25 protein-coding genes are annotated in these 22,719 nt (G+C 73.1%); 21 read left to right on the top strand and 4 right to left on the bottom strand.

Going from position 1 to position 22,719, the window contains the following annotated elements:
- The 3 genes from radA to NMQ01_RS12685 form a co-directional block, all read right to left on the bottom strand.
- Entirely contained in the window at nt 1–1,398 is a 1,398-nt protein-coding gene (gene radA, locus NMQ01_RS12695) for a DNA repair protein RadA (RefSeq protein WP_255184282.1), read from the bottom strand.
- Nucleotides 1,399–1,461: 63 nt separating this feature from the next.
- Complete coding sequence (locus NMQ01_RS12690) at nt 1,462–2,865, bottom strand: FAD-binding oxidoreductase (protein WP_255184281.1); 1,404 nt, start codon at nt 2,863–2,865, stop codon at nt 1,462–1,464.
- A complete protein-coding gene (locus NMQ01_RS12685) occupies nt 2,862–3,704 on the bottom strand; it encodes a hypothetical protein (RefSeq protein ID WP_255184280.1) in 843 nt (280 codons plus the stop codon). Before NMQ01_RS12685 ends, NMQ01_RS12690 begins: the two co-directional genes overlap by 4 nt.
- A 63-nt stretch (nt 3,705–3,767) precedes the next feature.
- Here NMQ01_RS12685 and NMQ01_RS12680 point away from each other — a divergent pair, with 63 nt between their 5' ends.
- The 9 genes from NMQ01_RS12680 to NMQ01_RS12640 all read left to right on the top strand — a co-directional run bounded on the left by NMQ01_RS12680 (nt 3,768) and on the right by NMQ01_RS12640 (nt 10,908).
- A complete protein-coding gene (locus NMQ01_RS12680) occupies nt 3,768–4,694 on the top strand; it encodes a Ppx/GppA phosphatase family protein (protein ID WP_255184279.1) in 927 nt (308 codons plus the stop codon).
- A gap of 73 nt (nt 4,695–4,767) precedes the next feature.
- Nucleotides 4,768–5,601, top strand: a complete 834-nt coding sequence (locus NMQ01_RS12675) for a sugar phosphate isomerase/epimerase (protein ID WP_255184278.1) — start codon at nt 4,768–4,770, stop codon at nt 5,599–5,601.
- Nucleotides 5,601–6,365, top strand: a complete 765-nt coding sequence (locus tag NMQ01_RS12670; protein WP_255186376.1) for an ABC transporter ATP-binding protein — start codon at nt 5,601–5,603, stop codon at nt 6,363–6,365. Before NMQ01_RS12675 ends, NMQ01_RS12670 begins: the two co-directional genes overlap by 1 nt.
- Entirely contained in the window at nt 6,362–7,096 is a 735-nt protein-coding gene (locus NMQ01_RS12665; RefSeq protein ID WP_255184277.1) for an ABC transporter permease, read from the top strand. The genes NMQ01_RS12670 and NMQ01_RS12665 overlap by 4 nt, the downstream gene beginning before the upstream one ends.
- 24 nt (nt 7,097–7,120) lie before the next feature.
- Nucleotides 7,121–8,041, top strand: a complete 921-nt coding sequence (locus NMQ01_RS12660; protein WP_255184276.1) for a diacylglycerol kinase family protein — start codon at nt 7,121–7,123, stop codon at nt 8,039–8,041.
- A complete protein-coding gene (locus NMQ01_RS12655) occupies nt 8,038–8,982 on the top strand; it encodes a hypothetical protein (protein WP_255184275.1) in 945 nt (314 codons plus the stop codon). The genes NMQ01_RS12660 and NMQ01_RS12655 overlap by 4 nt, the downstream gene beginning before the upstream one ends.
- Before the next feature lie 26 nt (nt 8,983–9,008).
- A complete protein-coding gene (gene proC, locus NMQ01_RS12650) occupies nt 9,009–9,800 on the top strand; it encodes a pyrroline-5-carboxylate reductase (protein ID WP_255184274.1) in 792 nt (263 codons plus the stop codon).
- Nucleotides 9,800–10,273 carry an N-acetyltransferase gene (locus NMQ01_RS12645; RefSeq protein ID WP_255184273.1) on the top strand — a complete coding sequence of 158 codons (474 nt, stop codon included), beginning with the start codon at nt 9,800–9,802 and terminating at the stop codon, nt 10,271–10,273. Before proC ends, NMQ01_RS12645 begins: the two co-directional genes overlap by 1 nt.
- A gap of 116 nt (nt 10,274–10,389) precedes the next feature.
- Nucleotides 10,390–10,908, top strand: a complete 519-nt coding sequence (locus tag NMQ01_RS12640) for a GNAT family N-acetyltransferase (protein ID WP_255184272.1) — start codon at nt 10,390–10,392, stop codon at nt 10,906–10,908.
- Between the two features lie 81 nt (nt 10,909–10,989).
- Here NMQ01_RS12640 and NMQ01_RS12635 read toward each other — a convergent pair whose 3' ends face one another.
- Nucleotides 10,990–11,658: a TrkA family potassium uptake protein gene (locus NMQ01_RS12635; RefSeq protein WP_255184271.1), complete on the bottom strand. Its 669-nt coding sequence runs from the start codon at nt 11,656–11,658 to the stop codon at nt 10,990–10,992.
- 61 nt (nt 11,659–11,719) lie between these two features.
- Here NMQ01_RS12635 and NMQ01_RS12630 point away from each other — a divergent pair, with 61 nt between their 5' ends.
- From NMQ01_RS12630 to NMQ01_RS12575, 12 genes are all read left to right on the top strand, one after another.
- Complete coding sequence (locus NMQ01_RS12630; RefSeq protein WP_255184270.1) at nt 11,720–12,910, top strand: acetoin utilization protein AcuC; 1,191 nt, start codon at nt 11,720–11,722, stop codon at nt 12,908–12,910.
- Between the two features lie 165 nt (nt 12,911–13,075).
- A complete protein-coding gene (locus NMQ01_RS12625; protein WP_255184269.1) occupies nt 13,076–13,273 on the top strand; it encodes a helix-turn-helix domain-containing protein in 198 nt (65 codons plus the stop codon).
- A 150-nt stretch (nt 13,274–13,423) separates the two neighbouring features.
- Nucleotides 13,424–13,522, top strand: coding sequence for a 30S ribosomal protein bS22 (locus NMQ01_RS12620; RefSeq protein WP_003792170.1), 99 nt, complete (start codon nt 13,424–13,426; stop codon nt 13,520–13,522).
- A 174-nt stretch (nt 13,523–13,696) separates the two neighbouring features.
- Nucleotides 13,697–14,746, top strand: a complete 1,050-nt coding sequence (locus NMQ01_RS12615; protein WP_255184268.1) for an NAD-dependent epimerase/dehydratase family protein — start codon at nt 13,697–13,699, stop codon at nt 14,744–14,746.
- Nucleotides 14,746–16,278: a 1-acyl-sn-glycerol-3-phosphate acyltransferase gene (locus NMQ01_RS12610; RefSeq protein ID WP_255184267.1), complete on the top strand. Its 1,533-nt coding sequence runs from the start codon at nt 14,746–14,748 to the stop codon at nt 16,276–16,278. Before NMQ01_RS12615 ends, NMQ01_RS12610 begins: the two co-directional genes overlap by 1 nt.
- A gap of 38 nt (nt 16,279–16,316) precedes the next feature.
- Complete coding sequence (locus tag NMQ01_RS12605; RefSeq protein ID WP_255186375.1) at nt 16,317–16,535, top strand: glutaredoxin family protein; 219 nt, start codon at nt 16,317–16,319, stop codon at nt 16,533–16,535.
- Nucleotides 16,536–16,670: 135 nt separating this feature from the next.
- Nucleotides 16,671–17,354 (top strand): redox-sensing transcriptional repressor Rex, encoded by a 684-nt coding sequence (locus tag NMQ01_RS12600; RefSeq protein ID WP_255184266.1) that lies wholly within the window; start codon nt 16,671–16,673, stop codon nt 17,352–17,354.
- The gene (locus NMQ01_RS12595; protein ID WP_255184265.1) at nt 17,351–18,625 is read left to right on the top strand and encodes a glutamyl-tRNA reductase; all 1,275 of its coding nucleotides are present in this window, start codon (nt 17,351–17,353) and stop codon (nt 18,623–18,625) included. The genes NMQ01_RS12600 and NMQ01_RS12595 overlap by 4 nt, the downstream gene beginning before the upstream one ends.
- The gene (hemC, locus tag NMQ01_RS12590; protein WP_255184264.1) at nt 18,622–19,581 is read left to right on the top strand and encodes a hydroxymethylbilane synthase; all 960 of its coding nucleotides are present in this window, start codon (nt 18,622–18,624) and stop codon (nt 19,579–19,581) included. Before NMQ01_RS12595 ends, hemC begins: the two co-directional genes overlap by 4 nt.
- Complete coding sequence (locus tag NMQ01_RS12585) at nt 19,578–21,218, top strand: uroporphyrinogen-III synthase (protein ID WP_255184263.1); 1,641 nt, start codon at nt 19,578–19,580, stop codon at nt 21,216–21,218. Before hemC ends, NMQ01_RS12585 begins: the two co-directional genes overlap by 4 nt.
- Nucleotides 21,215–22,198, top strand: coding sequence for a porphobilinogen synthase (gene hemB, locus NMQ01_RS12580; RefSeq protein WP_255184262.1), 984 nt, complete (start codon nt 21,215–21,217; stop codon nt 22,196–22,198). The genes NMQ01_RS12585 and hemB overlap by 4 nt, the downstream gene beginning before the upstream one ends.
- Nucleotides 22,198–22,674, top strand: a complete 477-nt coding sequence (locus NMQ01_RS12575) for a MarR family winged helix-turn-helix transcriptional regulator (RefSeq protein ID WP_255184261.1) — start codon at nt 22,198–22,200, stop codon at nt 22,672–22,674. The genes hemB and NMQ01_RS12575 overlap by 1 nt, the downstream gene beginning before the upstream one ends.
- Nucleotides 22,675–22,719: the final 45 nt, after the last annotated feature.

Here is a 22,719-nt window from a genome sequence, read left to right as displayed (position 1 = left end):
CTATGACGAGGGGAGTCGGTGGACGGTCCCTCCGGTGTGCCGCTGCCGCATCTCGGAGATCGCCTGCCCGACGTCGGTCACCTCGACGACGTCCATGCCGGCCGGGGGAGCGGCGTCGGCGAGCGCCCCGACGGGGACGAGCGCGGTGCGGAACCCGAGCCGGGCCGCTTCCGTGAGCCGCCGGGCGACACCCACGGCCGGCCGCACCTCGCCGCTCAGGCCGATCTCGCCGAGCGCGAGCAGGGTGTGCGGCACCGGCTCGTCGAGGACGGCGCTGGCGATGGCGATGGCGACGGCGAGGTCGCTGGAGGGCTCGGTGATCTTGACGCCGCCGACCGTCGAGACGTAGGTGTCCTGGGTGCCGATGGGCGCCCCGGCCCGCTTGTCGAGGACGGCGATGACCATGGCGAGCCGGCCGCTGTCGAGACCGACGTTGGCGCGGCGCGGGGTCGGGATCTGCGACGGCGAGACGAGCGACTGCACCTCGACGACGAGCGGTCGCCGCCCTTCGAGCGTGACGGTCGCGCACGTGCCCGGGACGTTGATGTGGCGGCTGGAGAGGAAGAGGCCGCTGGGGTCGGACAGGCCGATGATCCCGGCGTCGGTGAGGTCGAAGCACCCGACCTCGTCGGTCGGGCCGAAGCGGTTCTTCACCGCGCGGACCAGGCGCAGCCGGGTGTGCCGGTCACCCTCGAACTGCACGACGACGTCGACGAGGTGTTCGAGGACGCGGGGTCCGGCGATCGAGCCGTCCTTGGTCACGTGGCCGACGAGCAGGATCGCGAAGCCACCCTCCTTGGCCGCCTGGATGAGTGACCCGGCGACCTCGCGGACCTGGCTGACATTGCCCGCAGCACCGTCGACCTCGGTCGAGGCGATCGTCTGCACCGAGTCGATGACGACGAGGTCGGGCCGCACCTGCTCGATCTGCGCGAGGGCGGTCGCCAGGTCGGTCTCGGCGGCGAGGTAGAGCCCGTCGGTCACGGCCCCGATGCGCTCCGCGCGCCCGCGCACCTGCGCGGCCGACTCCTCGCCGGTGATGTAGAGGACGCGCCGCCCCTCGCCGACACGGGCGGACACGTCGAGGAGCAGGGTCGACTTGCCGATGCCGGGCTCACCGGCCACGAGGACGACCGACCCGGGGACGAGCCCGCCGCCGAGCACCCGGTCGAACTCCGGGACGCCGGTCGAGCGGTGGGTCGCCTGCTCGCCGTCGATCTCGCGGATCGGCACGGCCGGGCGCTGCACCCGGGCGGCCGCGAGGGTGCGCGTCGTCGCGCCGCCGACCTCGTCGACGCTGCCCCACGCCTGGCACTCGCCGCATCGCCCGACCCACTTGACCGTGGTCCAGCCGCACTCGCTGCAGCGGTAGGTCGGTCCGCCCTTCTTCGTCGCCATGGCCGCCAACCTACGTGCCGCCCCCGACACCCCCTTCACGACCTCAAGGAGATGCGAAGGGGGTCAGAGCTCGGCGAGCATCTTGCCGGGGTTGAGGATGCCCAGCGGGTCGAGCGCCGCCTTGACCGCCAGGTGCACCCGCCGGGAGCCCTCGTCGAGCTCGCGGGCCAGCCAGCGGCGCTTGAGGTGGCCGACGCCGTGCTCGCCGGTGATCGTGCCGCCGAGCTCGAGGCCGAGCTCCATGATCGCGTCGAAGGCCGCATCGGCCCGGGCGACGCTGTCGGGGTCGCTCGTGTCGAAGAAGACCGAGGGGTGGGTGTTGCCGTCGCCGGCGTGCGCGACGACCGCGATCGTCAGCCCCGACTCCTGCCGGATCGTCTCGAGCCGGTCGTAGAACTCGGGCAGCCGGGTGCGCGGCAGGCAGACGTCGTCGAGGAGCTGCCCGCCGCCGTGCGCCTGCGCCCACCGCTCGAAGGAGGGCTGGGCCATCCGCCGCATCGCGACGAGCGCGGCGCTGTCGGCGGGGTCGTCGGAGACGGCGACGTCGAGCGCCCCGTGCTCCTGCGCGAAGCGCCCCAGCGCCTCGACCTCGGCCTGCGCGGCATCGCGGCTGCCACCGCCGTCGGACTGCACGAGCAGCATGGCGCCGGCCTGCCCGTCGAGGTCGGTGTGTCCCGTCTCGCGGAGCATCTCCAGGGTCGTGCGGTCCATCGACTCGACGAGGCAGGGCTGCGCCCCCGAGGCCATGAGGTCGGCGACCGTCGCTGCGGCAGAACGGATGTCGGCGAAGGTCGCCACCGCGGTAAGCGGCTCCGGCAGCGTCGGCACCAGCCGCAGGGTCACCTCGACGACGACCCCGAGCGTGCCCTCCGACCCGACGAAGAGGCCGCGAAGGTCGAGGCCGGCGACCCCCTTCGCCGTCGTCGTGCCGAGGGTGGTGAGGGTGCCGTCGGCGAGGACGACGCGCAGCCGGCGCACGTAGTCGCGGGTGACGCCGTAGCGCACGCAGCACAGCCCGCCGGCGTTGGTCGCGACGTTGCCGCCGATCGACGAGATCGCGACAGACCCGGGATCCGGCGGGTAGGACAGGCCGTGCGGCGCGAGCACGTCCTTGAGGTCCTGGTTGATGATCCCCGGCTCGACGGTGACGGTGCGCTCGGCGGCGTCGACCTCGAGCACCCGGTCCATGCGCTCCAGCGAGAGCAGGATGCAGCCGGGCACGGCATTGGCCCCGCCGGACAGCCCGGTCCGGGTGCCCTGCGGCACGACCGGCACCCGGTGCCGCGTCGCGAAGCGCATCGTCGCCTGCACGTCGGCGACCGTGCGTGCCCGCACGAGGGCGACCGCGCCGTCGGCGGGGCAGAAGAGCGCCTGGTCCGTGGAGTAGGACCCCACGACGTCGGCGTCGGTGACGAGCACGCCGTCGCCGAGCTCGTCGGCGAGCTCCGTGAGGTCGAAGGGGGTCACGTCCGCTCCTCGCGTGCGGCCAGCGTGGCCGGGTGGACGAGCAGGGGCAGCAGTGCCCGGCCCGAGGGCGAAGGGCGTCCGTCTCGCGTCGTCGCGGTGGCCGCGGCCACGAGCTCGAGGTGGGCCTCGCAGCGGGCCGCGAGCTCGTCGTAGCCGGACTGCCCCATGAGCTCGATCAGGCCCGGTCGCTCGCTGACGTAGACCGGGTCGGCGGCGACGTGGGCGTCGGGGCTGCCGGAGCAGTACCAGTCGAGCTCGTGGCCGCCCGGGCCCCAGCCGCGGCGGTCGTACTCGCCGATGCTCACCTCGAGATGGCTGCTCCCGTCGGGCAGCTCGACGGTGCGATAGGTGCGGCGGATCGGCAGCTGCCAGCACACGTCCGGCTTGACCGTGTGCGGCTCGACCCCGGTGAGCATGGCGTGCTGGTGCAGCGAGCAGCCGGCGCCGGCGGGGAAGCCCGGGCGGTTCAAGAAGATGCAGGCGCCGTCGACGACCTTCGTCTTGAGGTCGCCGTCCTCTTTCTCCGTCCACGCCGACGTGCGGGTCGTGCCGGGGTGCAGCTCCCACTCGTCCTCGCCGAGCTCGTCGACGACCGCCTTGACCCGGGCGACGTCGTCCTTGTCGGTGAAGTGCGCTCCGAGGACGCAGCAGCCGAAGTCGGGCTGGTCGGCGTCGATGCCGTGGCAGCCGGAGCCGAAGACGCAGGTCCACGACGAGGTGAGCCAGGTCAGGTCGCAGCGGAAGCGCTGGCCCTCGTCGGCCGGGTCGTCGAACTCGACCCAGGTGCGTGCGGTCTGCAGGTCGGTCTCGCCTGGGTGCACGGGGTGGTCGTCGCTCACGCGCGCCACCCTATGCCCCGTCCGCTTCTGGTCGCCGGTGGATCTGCGTCTACTGTTGCCCCCGTGCGCCTGGGTGTCATCGACGTCGGTTCCAACACCGTCCATCTGCTCATCGTCGACGCCCACCACGGTGCGGCGCCGATCCCTGCGACCTCCCACAAGATCCTGCTGCGGCTGTCCGAGCACGTCGACGACGCCGGCCGCATCGACGCCACGGGCGCGGCCGACCTCTCGCGCTTCGTCGCCGAGTGCCTCGAGGTCGCCGAGGACCACGGGGTCGAGGAGATCCTCCCCTTCGCCACGAGCGCGGTGCGCGAGGCGCCCAACGGCGACGAAGTGCTCGCCCGGGTTCGTGCCGACACGGGCGTCGACCTGCGGGTGCTCAGCGGTGAGGACGAGGCGCGCCTGACCTTCCTCGCCGCCCGCCGCTGGGCCGGCTGGTCCGCCGGGCGCCTGCTCGTCATCGACATCGGCGGCGGCTCGCTCGAGCTGACCCTCGGCGACGACGAGGACCCCGACATCGCCAAGTCGCTCCTCCTGGGTGCCGGGCGGGTCACCCGTGACCTGCTGGCGGGCGACCCCCCTTCGGCGCAGGAGATCAAGGCCGCCCGCCGCGCGGTCCGCGCCACCCTGGCCAAGGAGATCCGGCCCTACGCCAAGGCGAGCTCGCCCGACACCGTCCTCGGCACGAGCAAGACGATGCGCTCCCTGGCCCGCATCGCGGGCGCCGCGCCGAGCGCCGACGGGCCCTACGTCGACCGGCGGCTGCGCCTGGAGGACGTCACCGCGACGATCGCCCGGATCTCGACGATGACCGCGCACGAGCGCGTCGGGCTGCCGGGCGTCTCCGCCTCGCGCGCCCACCAGCTGCTCGCCGGCGGCATCGTCGCCGAGGCCGCGATGGACCTGCTCGGCGTGCCGGAGCTGACGATCTGCCCCTGGGCGCTGCGCGAGGGAGTGCTGCTGCGCTACCTCGACCTGATGAGCTGACCCGACCCCGCTGGTCGAGGTGCGAGCTCGCGAGCCACCCGCCAGCGCCTCGCCCCGGGTCTACGCTCGACGCATGGCTTCACGTCACCCGCACATCCCGGTGGGCCTGTCCACCGCCTCGGTCTACCCGGAGGGCGCCGCCGCGGCCTTCGAGATGGCGGCGGACCTGGGCTACGACGGCGTCGAGGTCATGGTCTGGGCCGACCCGATCTCGCAGAGCGCCGGTGCGCTGAGGGCGCTCGCCGACCACCACGGGCTCGACATCCTCTCGATCCACGCGCCGACCCTGCTGCTCACGCAGCGCGTCCTCAGCGCCGACCCGTGGGGCAAGGTCGACGGGTCGATCGAGCTCGCGCAGGAGGTCGGTGCGCCGACGGTCGTGCTCCACCCGCCCTTCCGCTGGCAGAAGGAGTACGCCCGCGGCTTCGCCGAGGGCGTCGCCGAGCGCGAGCACGCCTCCGGCATCACCCTCGCGGTGGAGAACATGTTTCCGTGGGCCGCCCGCGGCCGGCAGGTGCAGGCCTACCTGCCGCACTGGGACCCCGTGCCGCAGCCCTACGACCACGTGACGATCGACCTGTCGCACACCGCGACAGCGCGCAGCGACGCGATGCAGATGGTCCTCGACCTCGGTGGGCGCCTCTCCCACATCCACCTCGCCGACGGCATGCTCACGACGCTCAAGGACGACCACCTCGTCCCGGGCCGCGGCACCCAGCCCTGCGCCGAGGTGCTGCAGCACCTGACGACGAGCGGCTTCGACGGCGCCGTCGTCCTCGAGGTCGGCACCCGCAAGAAGCCCCACGAGCGCGAGGCCGACCTGCGCGAGTCGCTCGACTTCGCCCGACGGCACCTCGGGCAGCTCGCGGACGAGCCGAGCCCCGCCCACGCCGAGTCGGCGTCGTGATGTCGGCCCGCGGTCGTCGGGGCGGCGAGCGGGCTCCCTTCGTCGGCGCGCACGCGATCGAGATCGACGGGCTGCAGGTGACCCGCGGTGGTCGCCGCGTCATCCCCGATCTCTCCCTCCGTGTGCCGAAGGGAGAGATCGTCGGCCTCCTCGGGCCGAGCGGCGGGGGCAAGTCCACCGTCATGCGTGCGGTCGTCGGGGTGCAGCGGGTCGATGCGGGCCGGATCGAGGTCCTCGGCCGGCCGGCCGGGCACCCCGAGCTGCGGCACCGGGTCGGCTACGTCACCCAGGCGCCGAGCGTCTACGGCGACCTCACGGTGGGGGAAAATGTCGCCCACCTCGCCCGGCTCGTCGGCGTGCGGGACCCGCGCAGCGCGGCGCGGGAGGCGATCGCCCGCGTCGACCTGACGAGCCACGTCGACGCGCGCACCGATGCCCTCTCGGGTGGGCAGCGCAGCCGGGTCAGCCTCGCAGCGGCCCTCGTCGGCTCTCCCGAGCTGCTCGTGCTCGACGAGCCGACCGTCGGGCTCGACCCCGTCCTGCGGCGCGACCTGTGGGACCTCTTCCGCGGGCTCGCCGACGACGGCGTGACGCTCCTCGTCTCCAGCCACGTCATGGACGAGGCCTCCCGGTGCGACCGGCTCGTCCTGCTGCGCGAAGGGGAGGTCCTCGCCGACGACACCCCGGCCGGGCTCCTCGAGCGCACCGGCGCCGCCGACGCGGAGGGTGCCTTCCTCGCGCTCGTGGACGAGGTGGCGGCATGAGCCCGCGACTGACCTTCGTCACCGTCGCCCGGGTGCTGCGGCAGCTCACCCGCGACCACCGCACGCTCGGTCTCCTGCTCGTCGTGCCGGTCGTCCTCATGTGCCTGCTCGCGTGGATCTACGCCGACGGCGTGCTCTTCGAGCAGGTCGGGCCGGTGCTGCTCACGGTCTTCCCCTTCGTCGTCATGTTCGTCGTGACGAGCGTTGCCACGCTGCGGGAGCGCACGAGCGGCACCCTCGAGCGGCTGCTCACCACGCCCCTGGGCAAGGCCGACCTCGTCCTCGGCTATGCGCTCGCCTTCGGGCTGCTCGCCGTCGTCCAGGGGGCGGTCGTCACGGCCGTCTCGGTGTGGCTCCTCGGGCTCGACACCGCCGCGACGTCGGCCTGGCTCGTGCTCGTCGTCGTCGCGAGCGGGGTCCTCGGGACCTCGCTCGGACTGCTCGCGTCGGCCTTCGCGGCCACCGAGTTCCAGGCCGTCCAGCTCATGCCGGCCACGGTGCTGCCGCAGTTCCTCCTCTGCGGGCTGCTCGTGCCGCGCGACCGTCTGCCGCGCGCGCTCGAGCTCGTCTCCGACGTCCTGCCGCTGTCCTACGTCGTCGACGCGGCGACCTCGGTCGCCCGGCAGCCCGACCCGGGCGGCGACCTCGTCACCCCGCTGCTCGTCATCGCCGGCTGGATCGTCGTGGCCCTCGCCCTCGGGAGCCTCACCCTGCGCCGCCGGACCGGGTGAGCGCAGGACCGTAGGCTGACGGTCGTGAGACGACTGCTCTTCATCGCCAATGCCTCTGCGGGCAGCTCCGACCGGGAGGCCCAGGAGGCCGCGCTGGCCGTGCTGCGCGAGGGCGGCGACGTCGAGGTCGTCGAGACCGAGTCGATCGACGACCTCACCGAGGCGATCGCCGCGCGCGACGGCCGCGAGGTCGTCGTCGCCGGGGGAGACGGGTCGCTGCACGCCTTCGTCACCGCCCTGTGCCGCACCGGTGACCTCGGCGAGGACCCGCCGACCGTCGGCCTGCTCCCGATGGGGACGGGCAACGACTTCGCTCGTGCGACGGGCCTGCCCAAGGACCCCGCCGAGGCGGCTCGCATCGTCCTGGCCAGCCCGGTGCGCCCGGTGGACGTCCTCATCGACGACGACGACAACCTCGTGGCCAATGCCGTGCACATCGGTGTGGGCGAGGAGGCCGGCCGCATCGCCGCCCCGTGGAAGGAGCGCCTGGGCAAGGTGCACCTGGGGATCCTCGGCTATGCCATCGGCGGCATCTCCGCCGGCGTCGGGCAGCAGGGACGTCACCTCGAGGTGATCGCCGACGACGAGGTCATCGCCGACGGCAGCCGGCGCGTGCTGCAGGTCGCGGCGACGATCGGCACGAGCGTCGGTGGTGGCTCGACGATCGCCCCCGACGCCGAGCCGGGCGACGGTCGCGCCGAGGTCGTCGTCTCCTTCGCCGTCGCCCCGATGCGTCGGCTGCGCTACGCCCTGCACCTCAGCCGCGGGACGCACACCGAGCTCGACGACGTCGTGACCCGCCGGGCCCGGACCGTCAGCGTCCGCGGGGTCAACCACGCCTTCGCCGCCAACGCCGACGGCGAGGAGCTCGCCCCGGCCAGGGAGCGGACCTGGCGGGTCGTGCCCGAGGCCTACCGCCTGCACACCCCGGAGGAGACCACGTGAGTGCCCTCAACCCCGACCACCTGCGCACGCGCCTGCTCGACGCGCTCGTCGCCCCGGGGGCCCGGCAGCGCACCGAGCGGTCGCGGCTGGTCCAGGCCGCTCGGGAGCGGTTCGTCGCCGGCGAGGACGTCGACGACGCCGTCGCCACGGCGGCCTGGCTGCGCCGCACCAACCGCCTGGCGGCCCTCCACCCGCTCCTTCCGGCCGCGACCGACGCCGCGGGTGTCGAGGCGACGGTCACCGAGGCGACGACGGCCATCGAGCGCATCGCCCCCGTCACCGCCGGCGGTGACTACCACTCCGAGCTCTACCTCGCGCCCGAGCACCTCGGCCTGGGGCAGGACGCCGCACGCGCCGAGCAGGCCCTGCGCCGGATCTGCACGGCCGGTGACGACCACCGTGTCGACGTGACCCTGCGCTCCGGCCCCGACCACGCGATGGACGCCCTGCTCGACCTCGTCCAGCGGGTGCGCCTGGAGCACCCGCGCCTGACGACCTCGCTCGTCGCGCGCCGTCACCGCTCCGAGGCCGACGCCGCGATGCTCGCCGCCACCGGCGCACGGGTGCGCCTCGTGCGCGGTGGCACCGGGGAGCCGCAGGTCAGCAGCTGGCAGGACCCGCACGAGGTGGACCTCGCCTTCGCGCGCTGCCTGGCGACCCTGCTCGGCAGCGGCGTCCACACGGTCGTCGCCACCCACGAGCCGGTGCTGCTCGACCTCGCCGACGGGCTCGCCGACCAGTCCGGTCGAGGACCCGAGGGACTGGAGTACCAGTTCTTCCTCGGCGCCGACCCGCAGCTGCAGCTGCGCACCGCCGACGCCGGCCACCGGGTGCGCATCCTCGTGCCCTACGGCCCGATGTGGCTCGAGCACCTGCACGACCTGGCCCGGCGTCCCTCGGGGCTGCGCCGTCTCGCCGAGACGCTCACCGGTCGGTCCTGACCACACCCACGACGACAGGAGCACGGATGACCACCACCGCGATCTACGGAGTCGGAGCGATGGGTGGCGCCATCCTCGACGGCCTCACCGCACACGGCGAAGGGGAGGTCCTCGCCGTCGCGCGCACCCCCGAGCGCGCCACCGAGATGCGCGAGCACTACGCCGACCGGCCCGCGGTCGAGGTCGTCGACGTGACGGCGGCCGCGGCCCGCGCTGACGTCCACCTCGTCGTCGTCAAGCCCTATGCCGTGGCGGACCTGCTCGCGCAGGTGCGCGACTCCCTTCGCCCCGGCTCGGTCGTCGTCTCCCTCGCGCTCGGCGTCTCCCTCGCCGACCTCGCCGCAGCCCTGCCGGACGGGGTCGCCGCTGTCCGGGCCATGCCCAACACCCCGGCCCGCGTCGGCCAGGGGATGACCGTGCTCAGCCCCGCCGCCGATGTCACCGACGGGCAGCTGCAGCTCGTGCGCGACGTGCTCGCGCCGACCGGCGGCACTCTCGTCCTCCCCGAGGCGCAGCAGGGCGCGGCCACGGCCCTGTCCGGGTCGGCGCCGGCCTACTTCTACCTCGTCGTCGAGGCGATGGTCGACGCCGGCGTCGCGCAGGGGCTCACGCGCGCCGACGCCCTCGCCCTCGCCGGGCAGGCGGCCCGCGGGGCGGGCGCGATGCTCGTCGAGACCGGCGAGGAGGCCGCGCTGCTGCGCGCCCAGGTCACCTCGCCGGGGGGCTCGACCGCCGCGGCGCTCGCCCGCCTCGAGGCCCACGGGGTCCGGCACGCGCTCGCCGACGCCGTCGCGGCCTGCGCCGACCGGGCGGGCTGATGGCGACCGACTGGTCGGTCCGTCGCCTCACCGGCGAGGACTGGCAGCTCTACCGAGCCGTGCGGCTGGCGATGCTCCTCGACGAGCCGGCGGCCTACGGCAGCAACTTCGCCCGGGAGGTCGCCTACGACGAGGAGAGGTGGCGCTCGCTCTTCGGGCAGGCGATCTTCCTCGCCGAGAGCGGCGACGGGCTGCCGCTCGGCGCCGCGACGCTCCTGCGGCTCGACCCCGCCGACGTCCCCGAGATCGTCGCCATGTGGGTCGCCGGCCACGCGCGCGGCCGGGGGATCGCCGATGCCCTCGTCGACGCCGCCGTGACCGAGGCAGCAGCCGGGGGAGCGGCGGAGGTGCGGCTGCACGTCATGCTCGACAACCCGCGAGCACTCGCCTTCTACGAGCGGTCCGGGTTCGCCTTCGACGGAGCCAGCGGCGACGCTCCGCGGTGCGACCGGATGAGCCGGGCCCTGTCCTGATCCGCCCGCTCGCGGTTGACGCCTCGCGGCGCGAACTGGCCCGTGGCACACCGGAGGAGGTGAATTCTCCATGACCCGGGGGAGCATTCCGCGGCCCGAGATGAGAGACTCACGCCATGAGTGAGATCACCGTGCGCGCACTGACCGAGGACGAGTGGGAGACCTACCGCACCCTTCGGCTGGAAGCGCTGCAGGAATCTCCCGAGGCCTTCGTCGCCGACCACGACACCGAGGCCGCCGAGCCCGAGGACTTCTGGCGCGCCCGCATGCACCGCAGCGTCCGCCTCGTCGCCGAGACCGAGGGCGAGCAGGTCGGCGTCGTCAGCATCGGCTCCGTGAGCGAGGACAAGGGCGAGACCGCCGGCCAGCTCTTCGGCCTCTGGGTCAACCCCCAGTGGCGCGGCCGCAGCGTCGCCGCCAACCTCGTGCGCCAGGGTGCCCGCATCGCCGCCGACCAGGGCCTGCGCCACCTCTACTACTGGGTCGGCTCGGACAACGGCCGCGCCGTCGCCTTCGCCTCGAGCTTCGGCTTCCGCCCCACCGACGACCGCCGCCCGATGCGGGTCGCCGGCGTGGACGGCGAGGCCGAGGAGGAGATCGCTCTCGTCATGGCCCTCGGCGAGGACCGCGCCTGAGCGCACTCCACGACGCACCGGCGCCCCTGCCCCCTTCGTCCGAAGGGAGCAGGGGCGCCGTCGTGCCCGGGGGGAGCGGAGCTAGGGCCGGGCCGCCATCCGCTCGATGAGCGCGGTCGGGCCGCTGACGATGATGAGGTCGCCGCTGCGCACCTTGGTCTCCGGGCGGGCATAGGTGAAGTCCTGGCCGGGTGACTTCACGCCGACGACCGTCACGCCGTACTTGCTGCGGATCGACGACTGCTCGAGGGTGAAGCCCACGGCCTCCTGCGGCGGCGTCATCTTGACGATCGCGAAGCCGTCGTCGAACTCGATGTAGTCCATGAGGCGGCTGCCGATGAGGTGGGCCAGGCGCTTGCCGGACTCGATCTCGGGGGAGAGGACGTGGTGCACGCCGATCCGGTTGAGGATGCGGGCGTGCTCCGGGCTGACCGCCTTGGCCCAGACCTTCGGCGACTCCCCGTCGATGAGGTTGACCGCGGCGAGGACGCTCGCCTCGATCGACGAGCCGATGGCCAGGACGCTCGCGGAGAAGGTGTGCGGCTTGATCTCCTCGATCGTCGTCACCGACGTCGCGTCGCCCTGGACGATGCGGCCGACGCGGCCCAGATAGCTCTCGGCGAGCCGGGGGTCGAGCTCGAGTGCGGTGACGCGGTTGCCCAGGCGGTGCAGCTCGGTGGCCACCGCCCCGCCGAAGCGGCCGAGGCCGATGACGAGGACGTCCTCGTTGTGCAGGCGCATGCGCGTCACGGTGTCTCCGATCCTCGGATGGTGGGTCGTGACAGACCCTAGCCGGGGTAGCGTCCCGTGCATGAGCTCTCAGGCGTGCGCCATCTGGGGCGAGGACTTCATGAAGTACGACTTCGGGCCCGGTCATCCCATGGCCCCCGTGCGCCTGGATCTGACCGCGCGACTGTGCCGCGAGCTCGGTGTCTTCGACGACGTCGACGTCGTCGACGCCGACGTGGCCTCCGACGAGGTGCTCGCAGGGGTCCACGACCGTGCCTACGTCGAGGCGGTCAGGGCGATCTCCGCCGACCCCACCACCGCCGACGGCACCTGGGGCATCGGGACGGACGACGTCCCCGCCTTCGCCGGGATCCACGAGGCGAGCGCACGGCTGGTCGCCGGGTCGGTCGAGGTCGCCCGGCGGGTCTGGACCGGCGAGGCCGAGCACGGGGTCAACTTCACCGGCGGCATGCACCATGCGATGCGTGACCGTGCCGCCGGCTTCTGCATCTACAACGACATCGCGGCCGCGATCCGCTGGCTGCTCGACCACGGCGTCGAGCGGGTGGCCTACGTCGACGTCGACGTGCACCACGGCGACGGAGTGCAGTCGATCTTCTACGACGACCCGAGGGTGCTCACCGTCTCGGTCCACGAGTCGGGCCGCACGCTCTTCCCCGGCACGGGCTGGCCCGCCGAGACCGGTGGCCCCGGGGCCGAGGGCACCGCGGTCAACGTCGCCCTCCCGCCGGGCGTCACCGACGGGCCCTGGCTGCGGGCGATCACGTCCGTCGCCATGCCGGTCGTGCGGGCCTTCGAGCCGCAGGTGCTGCTCACCCAGCACGGGTGCGACACCCACCGCGAGGACCCGCTGGCCCACATGGCCCTGACCGTCGACGCGCAGCGCCAGGCCGCGGTCAACCTCCACCGGCTCTCCCACGAGGTGTGCGACGGGCGCTGGGTGGCCTTCGGTGGCGGGGGCTACGACGTGTGCGGCGCCGTCCCGCGCACGTGGACCCACCTCACGGCGATCGCCGCGCACCGGCCGATCCCGGCGGCGACCGAGATCCCGGCCGCCTGGCGCGAGCACGTCGACCTCGTCTCGGGGCAGCCGGGGCCGGAGACCATGGGCGACCTGCCCGACAGCGAGCTGCCGATCTGGGTGCAGCCGTGGGCGATGGGCTACAACCCGCACAGCGGCGTCGACCGGGCGATCATGGCCGCCCGGGAGGCGATCTTCCCGCTGCACGGGCTCGACGTCTGGTACGACTAGCGGATTCTTCGCCCCATCACGGCGTGTCGGGTGGACGTGAGTGGGGAAATCTCCCCCTTCGTCTTCACAGTTGTCACATCTGCCCCTATGGTGGTCACCTGCGGGGCTCGTAGACGTCCAGCCGACAGGGGTCGGCTGTGCGACTCCGCGGAGATCGAGGTGATCATGTCGAACGATCGACTGGGTGAGGTGCGCTTCCTCACCGTGGCGGAGGTCGCGTCGATCATGCGGGTGTCGAAGATGACCGTCTACCGCATGGTCCACAACGGTGACCTTCCGGCCGTGCGGGTCGGTCGCAGCTTCCGCGTCCCGGAGGATGCGGTGCACACCTACCTCGAGACCTCGTTCATCGAGACCGCCTGATCGTCCTCGCAGCGCCCCGCGGCACGAGACGCCCGCGGGAGCGGATAGACTCTGTCGTCTGACTCGTAGCTCGGTGGGGCCTGCCCGTGCAGGATCGGCATCGCTCGAGCCACCACCGACAACATCGACCACGACAGCGAAGGACATCGCATGGGTTCTGTCATCAAGAAGCGACGCAAGCGGATGGCGAAGAAGAAGCACCGCAAGCTGCTGCGCAAGACGCGCCACCAGCGCCGCAACAAGAAGTGACCCGTACGAAGGGGGCCCGACCGGCACGATCCGGTCCGGCCCCCTTCGTCGTGCCGTGACGCTCGTCCCGTGATGGCCGTCTCCCCGGACGAGCCGCCGCAGACCGGCAGGCGTGACTAGGCTGCCGACCAGGCCACGTCCACTGTGGCCGGTGCCCACAGGAAGGTGTCCCCGGTGCCCGAGACCGTGCTCGTCGCAGGAGTCTCCCGCCACCTCGGCGGAGCCTTCGCCCGCCGTCTCAGCCGTGACGAGTCGATCGGCCGGATCATCGGCGTCGACGTCGTCCCGCCGCGTCACGGCATCGGCCGGGCCGAGTTCATGCGGGCCGACATCCGCAGCCCCCTCATCAGCCGGATCATCTCCGGCAACGACGTCGACACCGTCGTGCACATGGGCGTCATCGCCACGCCACGTGCCGGCGGCGGGCGCGCGACGCAGAAGGAGGTCAACGTCATCGGCACGATGCAGCTGCTGGCCGCCTGCCAGCGCGCCGAGTCGGTGACCAAGCTCGTCGTGAAGTCCACCGCGGGTGTCTACGGGTCGAGCCCGCGCGACCCCGCGATGTTCACCGAGGACATGTCGGCGAAGCAGATGCCGCGCTCGGGCTGGGCCCGCGACAGCGTCGAGGTCGAGGGCTACGTGCGCGGCCTCTCGCGCCGGCGGCCCGACATCGAGATCACGACGCTGCGCTTCGCCAATGTCATCGGCCCCCGCATCCGCACCGCCTTCACCGACCACTTCAGCCTGCCGGTCATCCCGATCCCGCTCGGCTACGACGCGCGGCTGCAGTTCGTCCACGAGGACGACTGCGTCGACGCAATCGCCCGGGCCGTGACGATCCCCGGCATCGGCTCGGTCAACGTCGCCGGCGAGGGGATCATCACCGCCAGCCAGGCCGCCAACCTCGCCGGCCGCCCCTTCGTCCTCGTGCCCAAGGCGACGACCGGTGCCCTGACCGACGTGGCCCGCAAGTTCGGCCTCGTCGACATCGGCTCCGACCAGCTCGACTTCCTCACCTTCGGTCGTGGTCTCGACACGACCCGCATGCGTGAGGACCTGGGCTTCGAGCCCGCCTACACGACGCGCGCCGCCTACGAGGACTTCGCGCGGGCGACCAAGGGTCGGGTCCTGGACCGCCTCCCCTTCGCGCAGCCCGGCTGGTCGGCGGTCAAGGCCGCCGAGGCCGCGATGCGCTCCGTGTCCGCCCCCGAGAGTGAGAAGTGATGGCCGACAGCACCCCCGCCCCCGGCGCGAAGAAGAAGAGCACCGCGGCGAAGACGTCGACGGCCACGAAGAAGGCCACTCCGGCGAAGACGTCGGCCGCGAAGAAGACGACGCCGGCCAAGAAGTCCACCGCTGCGAAGAAGACCGCCACGAAGAAGCCTGCGGCCAAGAAGGCCAGCGCCGTGGCCGCGGCGGCGGACCGGGCCGGCGGCGAGCGCGCTCGCCGGCGCACGACCCCGCTGCTCACCGGACCCTCCGCCCAGGTCCCCACGACCACCAGCGCGAAGGGGGAGTCCGTCACCTCCTCGCGCTCCTCGACCTCCCGGCCGAAGAAGTCGTCGACGCCGCGCACGCCGCGCCTGACCGTCGTGCCCGGCCCCGACGGCGCGCCTCCGGCGGCCACGCCGACGACGTCGCGACGTCGTCCGCCGGCCCGGCGGAGCACCTCGACCCGCACGGCCGCGACCCGCACCGCCTCGTCGACTGCCGGCTCGCGCGGCTCTCGCACCGCGACGTCGGGTCGTCGACCCGTGGCGCCCGCGGTGCAGCCGGTCCAGCCGACGTCGACCCCGGGCACCCCGGAGAGCGGGCAGGCTCTCGTGCCGGGGCTCGCGGAGCTGCTGTCCGTGCTCCTGTCCGCCGGTCAGATGACCTCGCGCACGCTCGGCCAGGCCGCCGGCGCGGCGGCGGGGGAGGACTGGGAGCGGCGCTTCGCGGAGACGCTCCACTTCCTCCAGCGCCGGGTCAAGGGCGACTACGCCGTCGACGACTTCGGCTTCGACCGCGACTTCACGACGCACACCGTCTTCCCGGTGCTGCGCCTGCTCAAGGACAAGTGGTTCCGCGTCGAGGTCCGGGGCATCGAGAACATCCCGGCCGACAGCGGTGCCCTGCTCGTGTCCAACCACTCGGGCACCGTCGCGATCGACTCGGTCATCACCCAGCTGGCGATCCACGACGCCCACCCGCAGCAGCGCTTCCTGCGCATGCTCGGAGCCGACCTCGTCTTCCAGCTGCCGGTCGTCGGTGACGTCGCCCGCAAGACGGGTGCGACCCTGGCGTCCAATGCCGACGCGGAGCGGCTGCTACGCGGCGGCGAGCTCGTCGGTGTGTGGCCCGAGGGCTTCAAGGGTGTCGGCAAGCCCTTCCGCGAGCGCTACAAGCTGCAGCGCTTCGGTCGGGGTGGCTTCGTCTCCGCGGCGATCCGCTCCGAGGTGCCGATCATCCCGTGCTCCGTCGTCGGGGCCGAGGAGGTCTACCCGATGATCGGCAACATGAAGACGGTGGCCCGTCTGATCGGCGCCCCCTACGCGCCGATCACACCCTTCTTCCCGCTGCTCGGCCCGCTGGGTCTGATCCCGCTGCCGAGCAAGTGGATCATCGAGTTCGGCGAGCCGGTCGACACGGCATCGCTCGGCCCGGCGGCGGCCGAGGACCCGATGCTCGTCTTCGAGCTCACCGACCAGGTGCGCGAGACGATCCAGCAGACGCTCTACTCGGTGCTCGTCACCCGCCGCTCCGTCTTCTTCTAGGAGGTCCGGTGCCCGCACTGCCCGATGCCCGCGTCGTCATGGTCGGCCGCGTGGGCTGCCACCTGTGCGACGAGGCCCGCGCGGTCATCGCGCGCGTCGTCGCCGAGACCGGCGACAGCTTCGCCGAGGTCGACATCGATGCCGACCCGCAGCTCGCGCGCTACACCGAGGAGGTGCCGGTGACCTTCGTCGACGGCCGCCAGCACGACTACTGGCGAGTAGACGAAGGGCGGCTGCGCGCGGCCCTGCAGCGCTGATCCGGGGGTGGTCGCCGGCGGTCCGTCCACGGACCGCGACGACTTTGTGCATTTGTTCACAAGAGCGTAATGTCGGGGCCGTTCGGTCGTTCGGCGCCGCTCGCCCCACGACCGCGAGAGGAGTCGAGCCCAGCCGTGTCCGTCGATCAGGCCGCCAAGCGGGAGATTCCCGACGCAACGGTCGCGCGACTTCCCGGATACCTTCGGGCGCTGGGTCAGCTGACCGCCCAGGACGTCCAGTCGGTCTCGTCCGAGGAGCTCGCGCACAGCGCCGGGGTCTCCTCCGCCAAGCTGCGCAAGGACCTCAGCCACCTCGGCTCCTACGGCGTGCGGGGCGTCGGCTACGACGTCGCCCACCTGACCTACCAGATCTCGCGGGCCCTCGGCCTGACCCACGACTGGCCCGTCGTCATCGTCGGCATGGGCAACCTCGGGCGCGCTCTCGCCTCCTACGGTGGCTTCGCGACGAAGGGCTTCAAGGTCGTGGCCCTGCTCGACCGCGACGAGCAGATCGTCGGCGAGAGCCTCGACGACCTCGTCATCCAGCCGATGGCGGCGCTGTCTGCGCTCGTCACCCCGGGCGAGGCGTGCATCGGGGTCATCGCGACGCCGGCCTCCTCGGCCCAGGCGGTCGCCGACCTGCTCGTCGACGCCGGGGTCAGCTCCATCCTCAACTTCGCCGCGACGGCCATCCAGGTTCCCGAAGGGGTGCACATGCGCAAGGTCGACCTGTCCACCGAGCTGCAGATCCTCGCCTTCCACGAGCAGCAGCGCGTGGGCGTCGCGGACGAGCTCATCGAGGAGGCGGCCGGCCGATGAGTCTGCTCGCCTTCGGGCTCAACCACCGACGTGCGCCCATCTCCGTGCTGGAGAAGGCCGCGCTCGACGAGGTGAGCCTCGACCGGATCCTCTCCGCCGCCGAGGCCAGCCCCGACATCTCGGAGCACCTCGTCGTCGCGACGTGCAACCGCACCGAGATCTATGCCGAGGTCAGCGGGTTCCACGGCGCGGTCGCCGACCTCACCGACGCCATGACGACCTCGACGGGCATCACGCACGACGACCTCAAGGAGCACCTCGACCTGCACTACGGGGATGCCGCCGTCGCCCACGTCTTCAACGTCGCCGCGGGTCTCGACTCGATGGCCGTCGGTGAGTCGCAGATCCTCGGCCAGCTGCGGGACGCGCTCGCCCGCGGCCAGGCGGGCGGTCACGTGGGCCCGAGCATCAACTCGCTCGTCCAGCAGGCCCTGCGCACCGGCAAGCAGGTGCACTCCGAGACGGGCATCGACGAGGTCTCCCGGTCGCTCGTCGGCGTCGGTCTCGATGCCGCCGAGCAGCACGTCGGCCCGCTCGCGCAGGCCCACGTCCTCGTCGTCGGCGCCGGCGCGATGAGCGCCCTCGCGGCGACGAGCAGCGTGCGCCGCGGCGTCGAGCGCCTCACCGTCGTCAACCGCACCCACGAGCGCGGCCTCGCCCTCGCCGAGCGACTCGAGGGCACCGCCCGCCCGCTCGACGAGCTCGCCGAGGCCCTCGCGGACGCCGACATCGTCATCTCGTGCACCGGCTCGACCGGCCTGGCGATCTCGCTCGCCGAGGTCGCCGACGCCCAGGTCTCGCGTGGCGGTCGCCGCCAGGCCTACATCGACCTCGCGCTCCCGCACGACATCGCCCACGAGGTCGCCGGCCTCACGGGCGTCGTCCGGCTGGGGCTGGCCGAGCTCGGTGGGCTGCTCGGCTCCGGTGGCGCCGTGCCCGAGGTCGAGCAGGCCCGCTCGCTCGTCGGCGACGCCGTGACCAAGCACCTGGGGGCCCGGGCCGCCCACGAGGCCGCCCCCACCGTGCGCGCCCTGCGGGCCGCGGCCCAGCAGGTCGTCGAGCGCGAGCTCGCCCGGCTCGACCAGCGGGCCCCCGACATGACCCCCGAGCACCGGACAGAGGTCGACCGCGCCGTGCACCGCATCGTCGACAAGCTGCTCCACCAGCCGACGGTGCGCGCCAAGGAGCTGGCCGTCGACGGCCGCCTCGGCGAGTACCAGGACGCCCTGCGCCAGCTCTTCGACCTGCACTCCGACGGAGGTGCGCTGTGACCTCCCTTCGCCTCGGCACCCGCCGCTCCGCCCTGGCCACGACCCAGGCCGGCCACGTCGCTGACGCCCTGCGGGCCGCCGGCCACGACGTCGAGCTCGTCGAGATCGTCACCGAGGGCGACACCAACCGCGCCTCGCTCGCGAGCATGGGCGGCACCGGCGTCTTCGCCAGTGCCCTGCGCCAGGCCCTCCACGACGGCGAGATCGACCTGGCCGTCCACTCGCTCAAGGACCTGCCGACGGCCCCCGAGCCGGGGCTGGTCATCGCCGCGATCCCGGCCCGGGTCGACCCCCGCGACGCCCTCTGCGCCCGCGACGGGCTCACCCTCGGCGAGCTCGGCGAGGGAGCCGTCGTCGGCACCGGCTCGCCGCGCCGGCGGGCGCAGCTCGCCGCCCTCGGCCTCGGGCTCGAGTTCCGCGACATCCGCGGCAACCTCGGCACCCGCCTCGACATGGTCGGCCCCGGCGACGAGCAGCTCGACGCGATCGTGCTCGCCCACGCCGGCCTGACCCGGCTCGCCATGCGCGAGCGGGTCACCGAGGTGCTCGACCCGATCCAGATGCTGCCCGCGCCCGGCCAGGGCGCCCTGGCCGTCGAGTGCCGGGAGGACGACGAGGCGGTGCTCGCCGCCCTTCGTCCCCTCGACCACGCCGACACCCGCGCCGCCGTCACCGCCGAGCGGGCGATCCTCGCCGAGCTCGAGGCCGGCTGCGCCGCGCCCGTCGGTGCTCTCGCCGAGGTCGTCGACGACGTCGACGGCCCGGTGCTCTCGCTGCGGGCCGTCGTCGCCGCGACCGACGGCACCGCCGACCTGCGTCGGTCGGCAACCGGCCCCCTCGAGCAGGCCGAGGACCTCGGCCGCAGCCTCGCCCGCACCCTCGTCGCCGATGGCGCGCCCGCCATCGCCGACCTGTCCGCCACCCACCCCACGACCGCTTCGGAGCATGCCCAGTGACCCCCCAGCGCACTGCCACCGCCGCCACCACCGCCGCTCGCCGGCCGGCCCGCGTCGCCTTCGTCGGCGCCGGACCGGGTGACGCGTCACTCATGACCGTCGCCGCCGTCGACCTGCTCGGGCGCGCGGACGCGGTGATCACCGACCAGCTGACCAACGAGGCGATCGTCGCCTCGATGACGACCGACGAGGTCGAGGTCGTCGACGCCAGCCACGGCGAACACGGTCAGCAGCTGACCCACGCCTCGCGCGCCAAGCTCGTCGTCAAGACGGCCAAGGCGCACAAGGGCGGGCTCGTCGTGCGACTCATGGACGGCGACCCGGCGACCTTCAACGGCCTCGCCGAGGAGGCGCAGGCCCTGGTCAAGGCGGGCATCGACTTCGACGTCGTGCCGGGCGTCTCCTCGGTGAGCGCCGTGCCGACCTACGCCGGAGTGCCCCTCACGGCGCGGGGGACCGGTGCCCTGCACGTCATCAGCCTGAGCGGTGCGAAGCGTGCCGACCTGTCGGCCTCGGTCTCCGACGACATCACCCTCGTGCTCCTCGGGCTGCCCGAGCACCTCGGGCCCGCCTTCGGCGAGCTCGTCGCCGCCGGCCGCGCCGCCGACACCCCCGTCGCGCTGACCCGGGGCGGCACGACGACGCAGCAGGCCACCCGCCAGACGACGCTCGAGGAGGCCGCCGACGCGCTGCACGATCTCGAGGAGCCGATCCTCGCGGTCATCGGCTCGACCGTCGCCATGCGCGAGGCCCTCTCGTGGTTCGAGACCAAGCCGCTCTACGGCTGGCGCGTGCTCATCCCGCGCACCAAGGACCAGGCCGGCCCGATGACCAAGCAGCTGCTCGGCCACGGCGCGACGAGCGAGGTCGTCCCGACGATCAGCGTCGAGCCGCCGCGCACCCCGCAGGCCGTGGAGCGGGCCGTCCGCGGCCTCGTCACCGGTCGCTACCAGTGGATCGGCTTCACCTCGGTCAACGCGGTCAAGGCGATCCGGGAGAAGTTCGAGGAGTTCGGCCTCGACGCCCGCGCCTTCTCCGGCCTCAAGATCGCCGCCGTCGGTGGCGTGACGGCCGACGCCCTGCGCGAGTGGGGCCTGGAGCCCGACCTCGTGCCGACCGGCGAGATGTCCGCCCGCGGCCTCCTCGAGGAGTGGCCGCCCTACGACGAGGTCCTCGACCCCATCGACCGCGTCTTCCTGCCCCGCGCCGACATCGCGACCGACACCCTCGTCGCCGGTCTGCAGGACATGGGCTGGCAGGTCGACGACGTCACCGCCTACCGCACCGTCCGGGCGACCCCGCCGCCGGCGCCGGTGCGCGACGCCATCAAGCAGGGCGCCTTCGACGCCGTCGTCTTCACCTCCTCCTCGACGGTGCGCAACCTCGTCGGCATCGCCGGCAAGCCGCACCCGTCGACGGTCATCGCCTGCATCGGGCCGGCCACGGCCAAGACCGCCGAGGAGGCCGGCCTGCGGGTCGACGTCCTCGCCCCCGAGGCCACCGGCGACAGCCTCGTCGAGGCCCTGGCCGAGCACGGCCGCGAGCTCGCCGCTGCGGCGGCCGAGTCCGGCGAGGAGCCCATGCGACCCAGCCAGCGGCGCAAGAAGTCCACCGCCCGGCGGAAGGCGAAGGGGTGACCGGGCCCGTCGTCCGGCCGCGACGACTGCGGGGGAGCATCCCCCTTCGTCGTCTCGTGGCGCAGACCCGGGTGCACCCGGCCGACCTCGTCCTGCCGGTCTTCGTCCGCGAGGGCATCGACGCGCCGGTGGAGATCACCTCGATGCCGGGCGTCGTCCAGCACACCCTCGAGTCGCTCGTCGACGAGGCCCGCGCCTGCGTCGAAGCGGGCATCGGCGGGATCATGCTCTTCGGCGTGCCGGAGGCCAAGGACGCCCGCGGTTCCGGCGCCGACGACCCGCAGGGGATCCTCAACATCGCCACCCGCGCCGTCGTCGATGCCGTCGGCGACCGGCTCGTCGTCATGACCGACCTGTGCCTCGACGAGTTCACCGACCACGGTCACTGCGGCGTGCTCACGACGACCCTCGACGGGCGCAGCGTCGTCGACAACGACGCGACCCTCGAGCGCTACGCCGACATGGCGCTCGCCCAGGCGGAGGCCGGCTCCCACGTCCTCGGCCTGTCCGGGATGATGGACGGCCAGGTCGCCCACGTCCGCGCCGCGCTCGATGCGGCCGGCCACACCGACACCCTCGTGCTGGCCTATGCGGCGAAGTACACCTCGGCGCTCTACGGACCCTTCCGCGAGGCGGTGCAGTCCTCGCTGAGCGGCGACCGCGCGACCTACCAGCAGGACCCGGCCAATGCGACCGAGGCGCTGCGCGAGATCGAGCTCGACCTCGCCGAGGGCGCCGACATCATCATGGTCAAGCCGGCGCAGCCGCACCTTGACGTCATCGCCGCGGCCGCCGAGGTCTCGCCGGTGCCCGTCGCGGCCTACCAGATCTCCGGCGAGTACGCGCAGATCGTCGCGGCCGCCGAGCGCGGCTGGATCGACCGCGATGCCGCCGTCATGGAGTCGGTGCTGCACATCAAGCGGGCCGGCGCCCAGATCGTCCTCACCTACTTCGCCCTCGAGCTCGCCGGGCGGCTGTGATGGACGAGGTCTGGCTCGACGACGACCAGCAGAAGCACTGGCGTGCCTACCTGCGCGGCTCGCGTCTGCTCGAGCGGGCGCTCGTCGACGACCTCGCGCCGCTCGGGATCCAGCTCACCGAGTACGAGCTGCTGTCGATGCTCTCGGAGTCGCCCGACCAGCGCACTCGCATGTCGCGCCTGGCCGACGACATCATCCAGTCGCGCTCGCGCGTGACGCACACCGCGGCCCGCCTCGAGAAGCGTGGCTGGGTCGAGCGGTGCCGGTCGACCGACGACGGTCGTGGCGTCGAGATCTCGCTGACCGACGCGGGGCGCGAGGCCCTCGAGAGCATCGCCGAGCAGCACGTCGCCTCGGTGCGCCGTCACCTCGTCGACGTCCTGACGCCCGAGCAGTTCGCCGCTCTCGGGGGCGCCATGGCCGCGCTGCGCGATCAGATGGCGCCGCAGCACCACGAGATCGGGCTCGACGACTGACCCTTCGAGACGGTTGCTGCGCAACCTACTCAGGGAACGTGGGGT

Origin of the sequence: Janibacter sp. CX7 (assembly GCF_024362365.1) — a bacterium.
Classification (GTDB): domain Bacteria; phylum Actinomycetota; class Actinomycetes; order Actinomycetales; family Dermatophilaceae; genus Janibacter.
The sequence above is the reverse complement of the archived record's forward strand: the minus strand, read 5'-3'. Positions and strand labels throughout refer to the sequence as shown.

Bases quoted from the DNA above. Each gene is read 5' to 3' on its own strand.
- NMQ01_RS12625 (WP_255184269.1), top strand. From the start codon at position 13,076: ATGTCGAACGATCGACTGGGTGAGGTGCGCTTCCTCACCGTGGCGGAG.
- NMQ01_RS12665 (WP_255184277.1), top strand. From the start codon at position 6,362: ATGAGCCCGCGACTGACCTTCGTCACCGTCGCCCGGGTGCTGCGGCAG.
- NMQ01_RS12670 (WP_255186376.1), top strand. From the start codon at position 5,601: ATGTCGGCCCGCGGTCGTCGGGGCGGCGAGCGGGCTCCCTTCGTCGGC.
- NMQ01_RS12620 (WP_003792170.1), top strand. From the start codon at position 13,424: ATGGGTTCTGTCATCAAGAAGCGACGCAAGCGGATGGCGAAGAAGAAG.
- NMQ01_RS12610 (WP_255184267.1), top strand. From the start codon at position 14,746: ATGGCCGACAGCACCCCCGCCCCCGGCGCGAAGAAGAAGAGCACCGCG.
- NMQ01_RS12605 (WP_255186375.1), top strand. From the start codon at position 16,317: ATGGTCGGCCGCGTGGGCTGCCACCTGTGCGACGAGGCCCGCGCGGTC.
- NMQ01_RS12640 (WP_255184272.1), top strand. From the start codon at position 10,390: ATGAGTGAGATCACCGTGCGCGCACTGACCGAGGACGAGTGGGAGACC.
- NMQ01_RS12595 (WP_255184265.1), top strand. From the start codon at position 17,351: ATGAGTCTGCTCGCCTTCGGGCTCAACCACCGACGTGCGCCCATCTCC.
- NMQ01_RS12645 (WP_255184273.1), top strand. From the start codon at position 9,800: ATGGCGACCGACTGGTCGGTCCGTCGCCTCACCGGCGAGGACTGGCAG.
- NMQ01_RS12630 (WP_255184270.1), top strand. From the start codon at position 11,720: ATGAGCTCTCAGGCGTGCGCCATCTGGGGCGAGGACTTCATGAAGTAC.
- radA (WP_255184282.1), bottom strand. From the start codon at position 1,398: ATGGCGACGAAGAAGGGCGGACCGACCTACCGCTGCAGCGAGTGCGGC.
- NMQ01_RS12675 (WP_255184278.1), top strand. From the start codon at position 4,768: ATGGCTTCACGTCACCCGCACATCCCGGTGGGCCTGTCCACCGCCTCG.
- NMQ01_RS12575 (WP_255184261.1), top strand. From the start codon at position 22,198: ATGGACGAGGTCTGGCTCGACGACGACCAGCAGAAGCACTGGCGTGCC.
- proC (WP_255184274.1), top strand. From the start codon at position 9,009: ATGACCACCACCGCGATCTACGGAGTCGGAGCGATGGGTGGCGCCATC.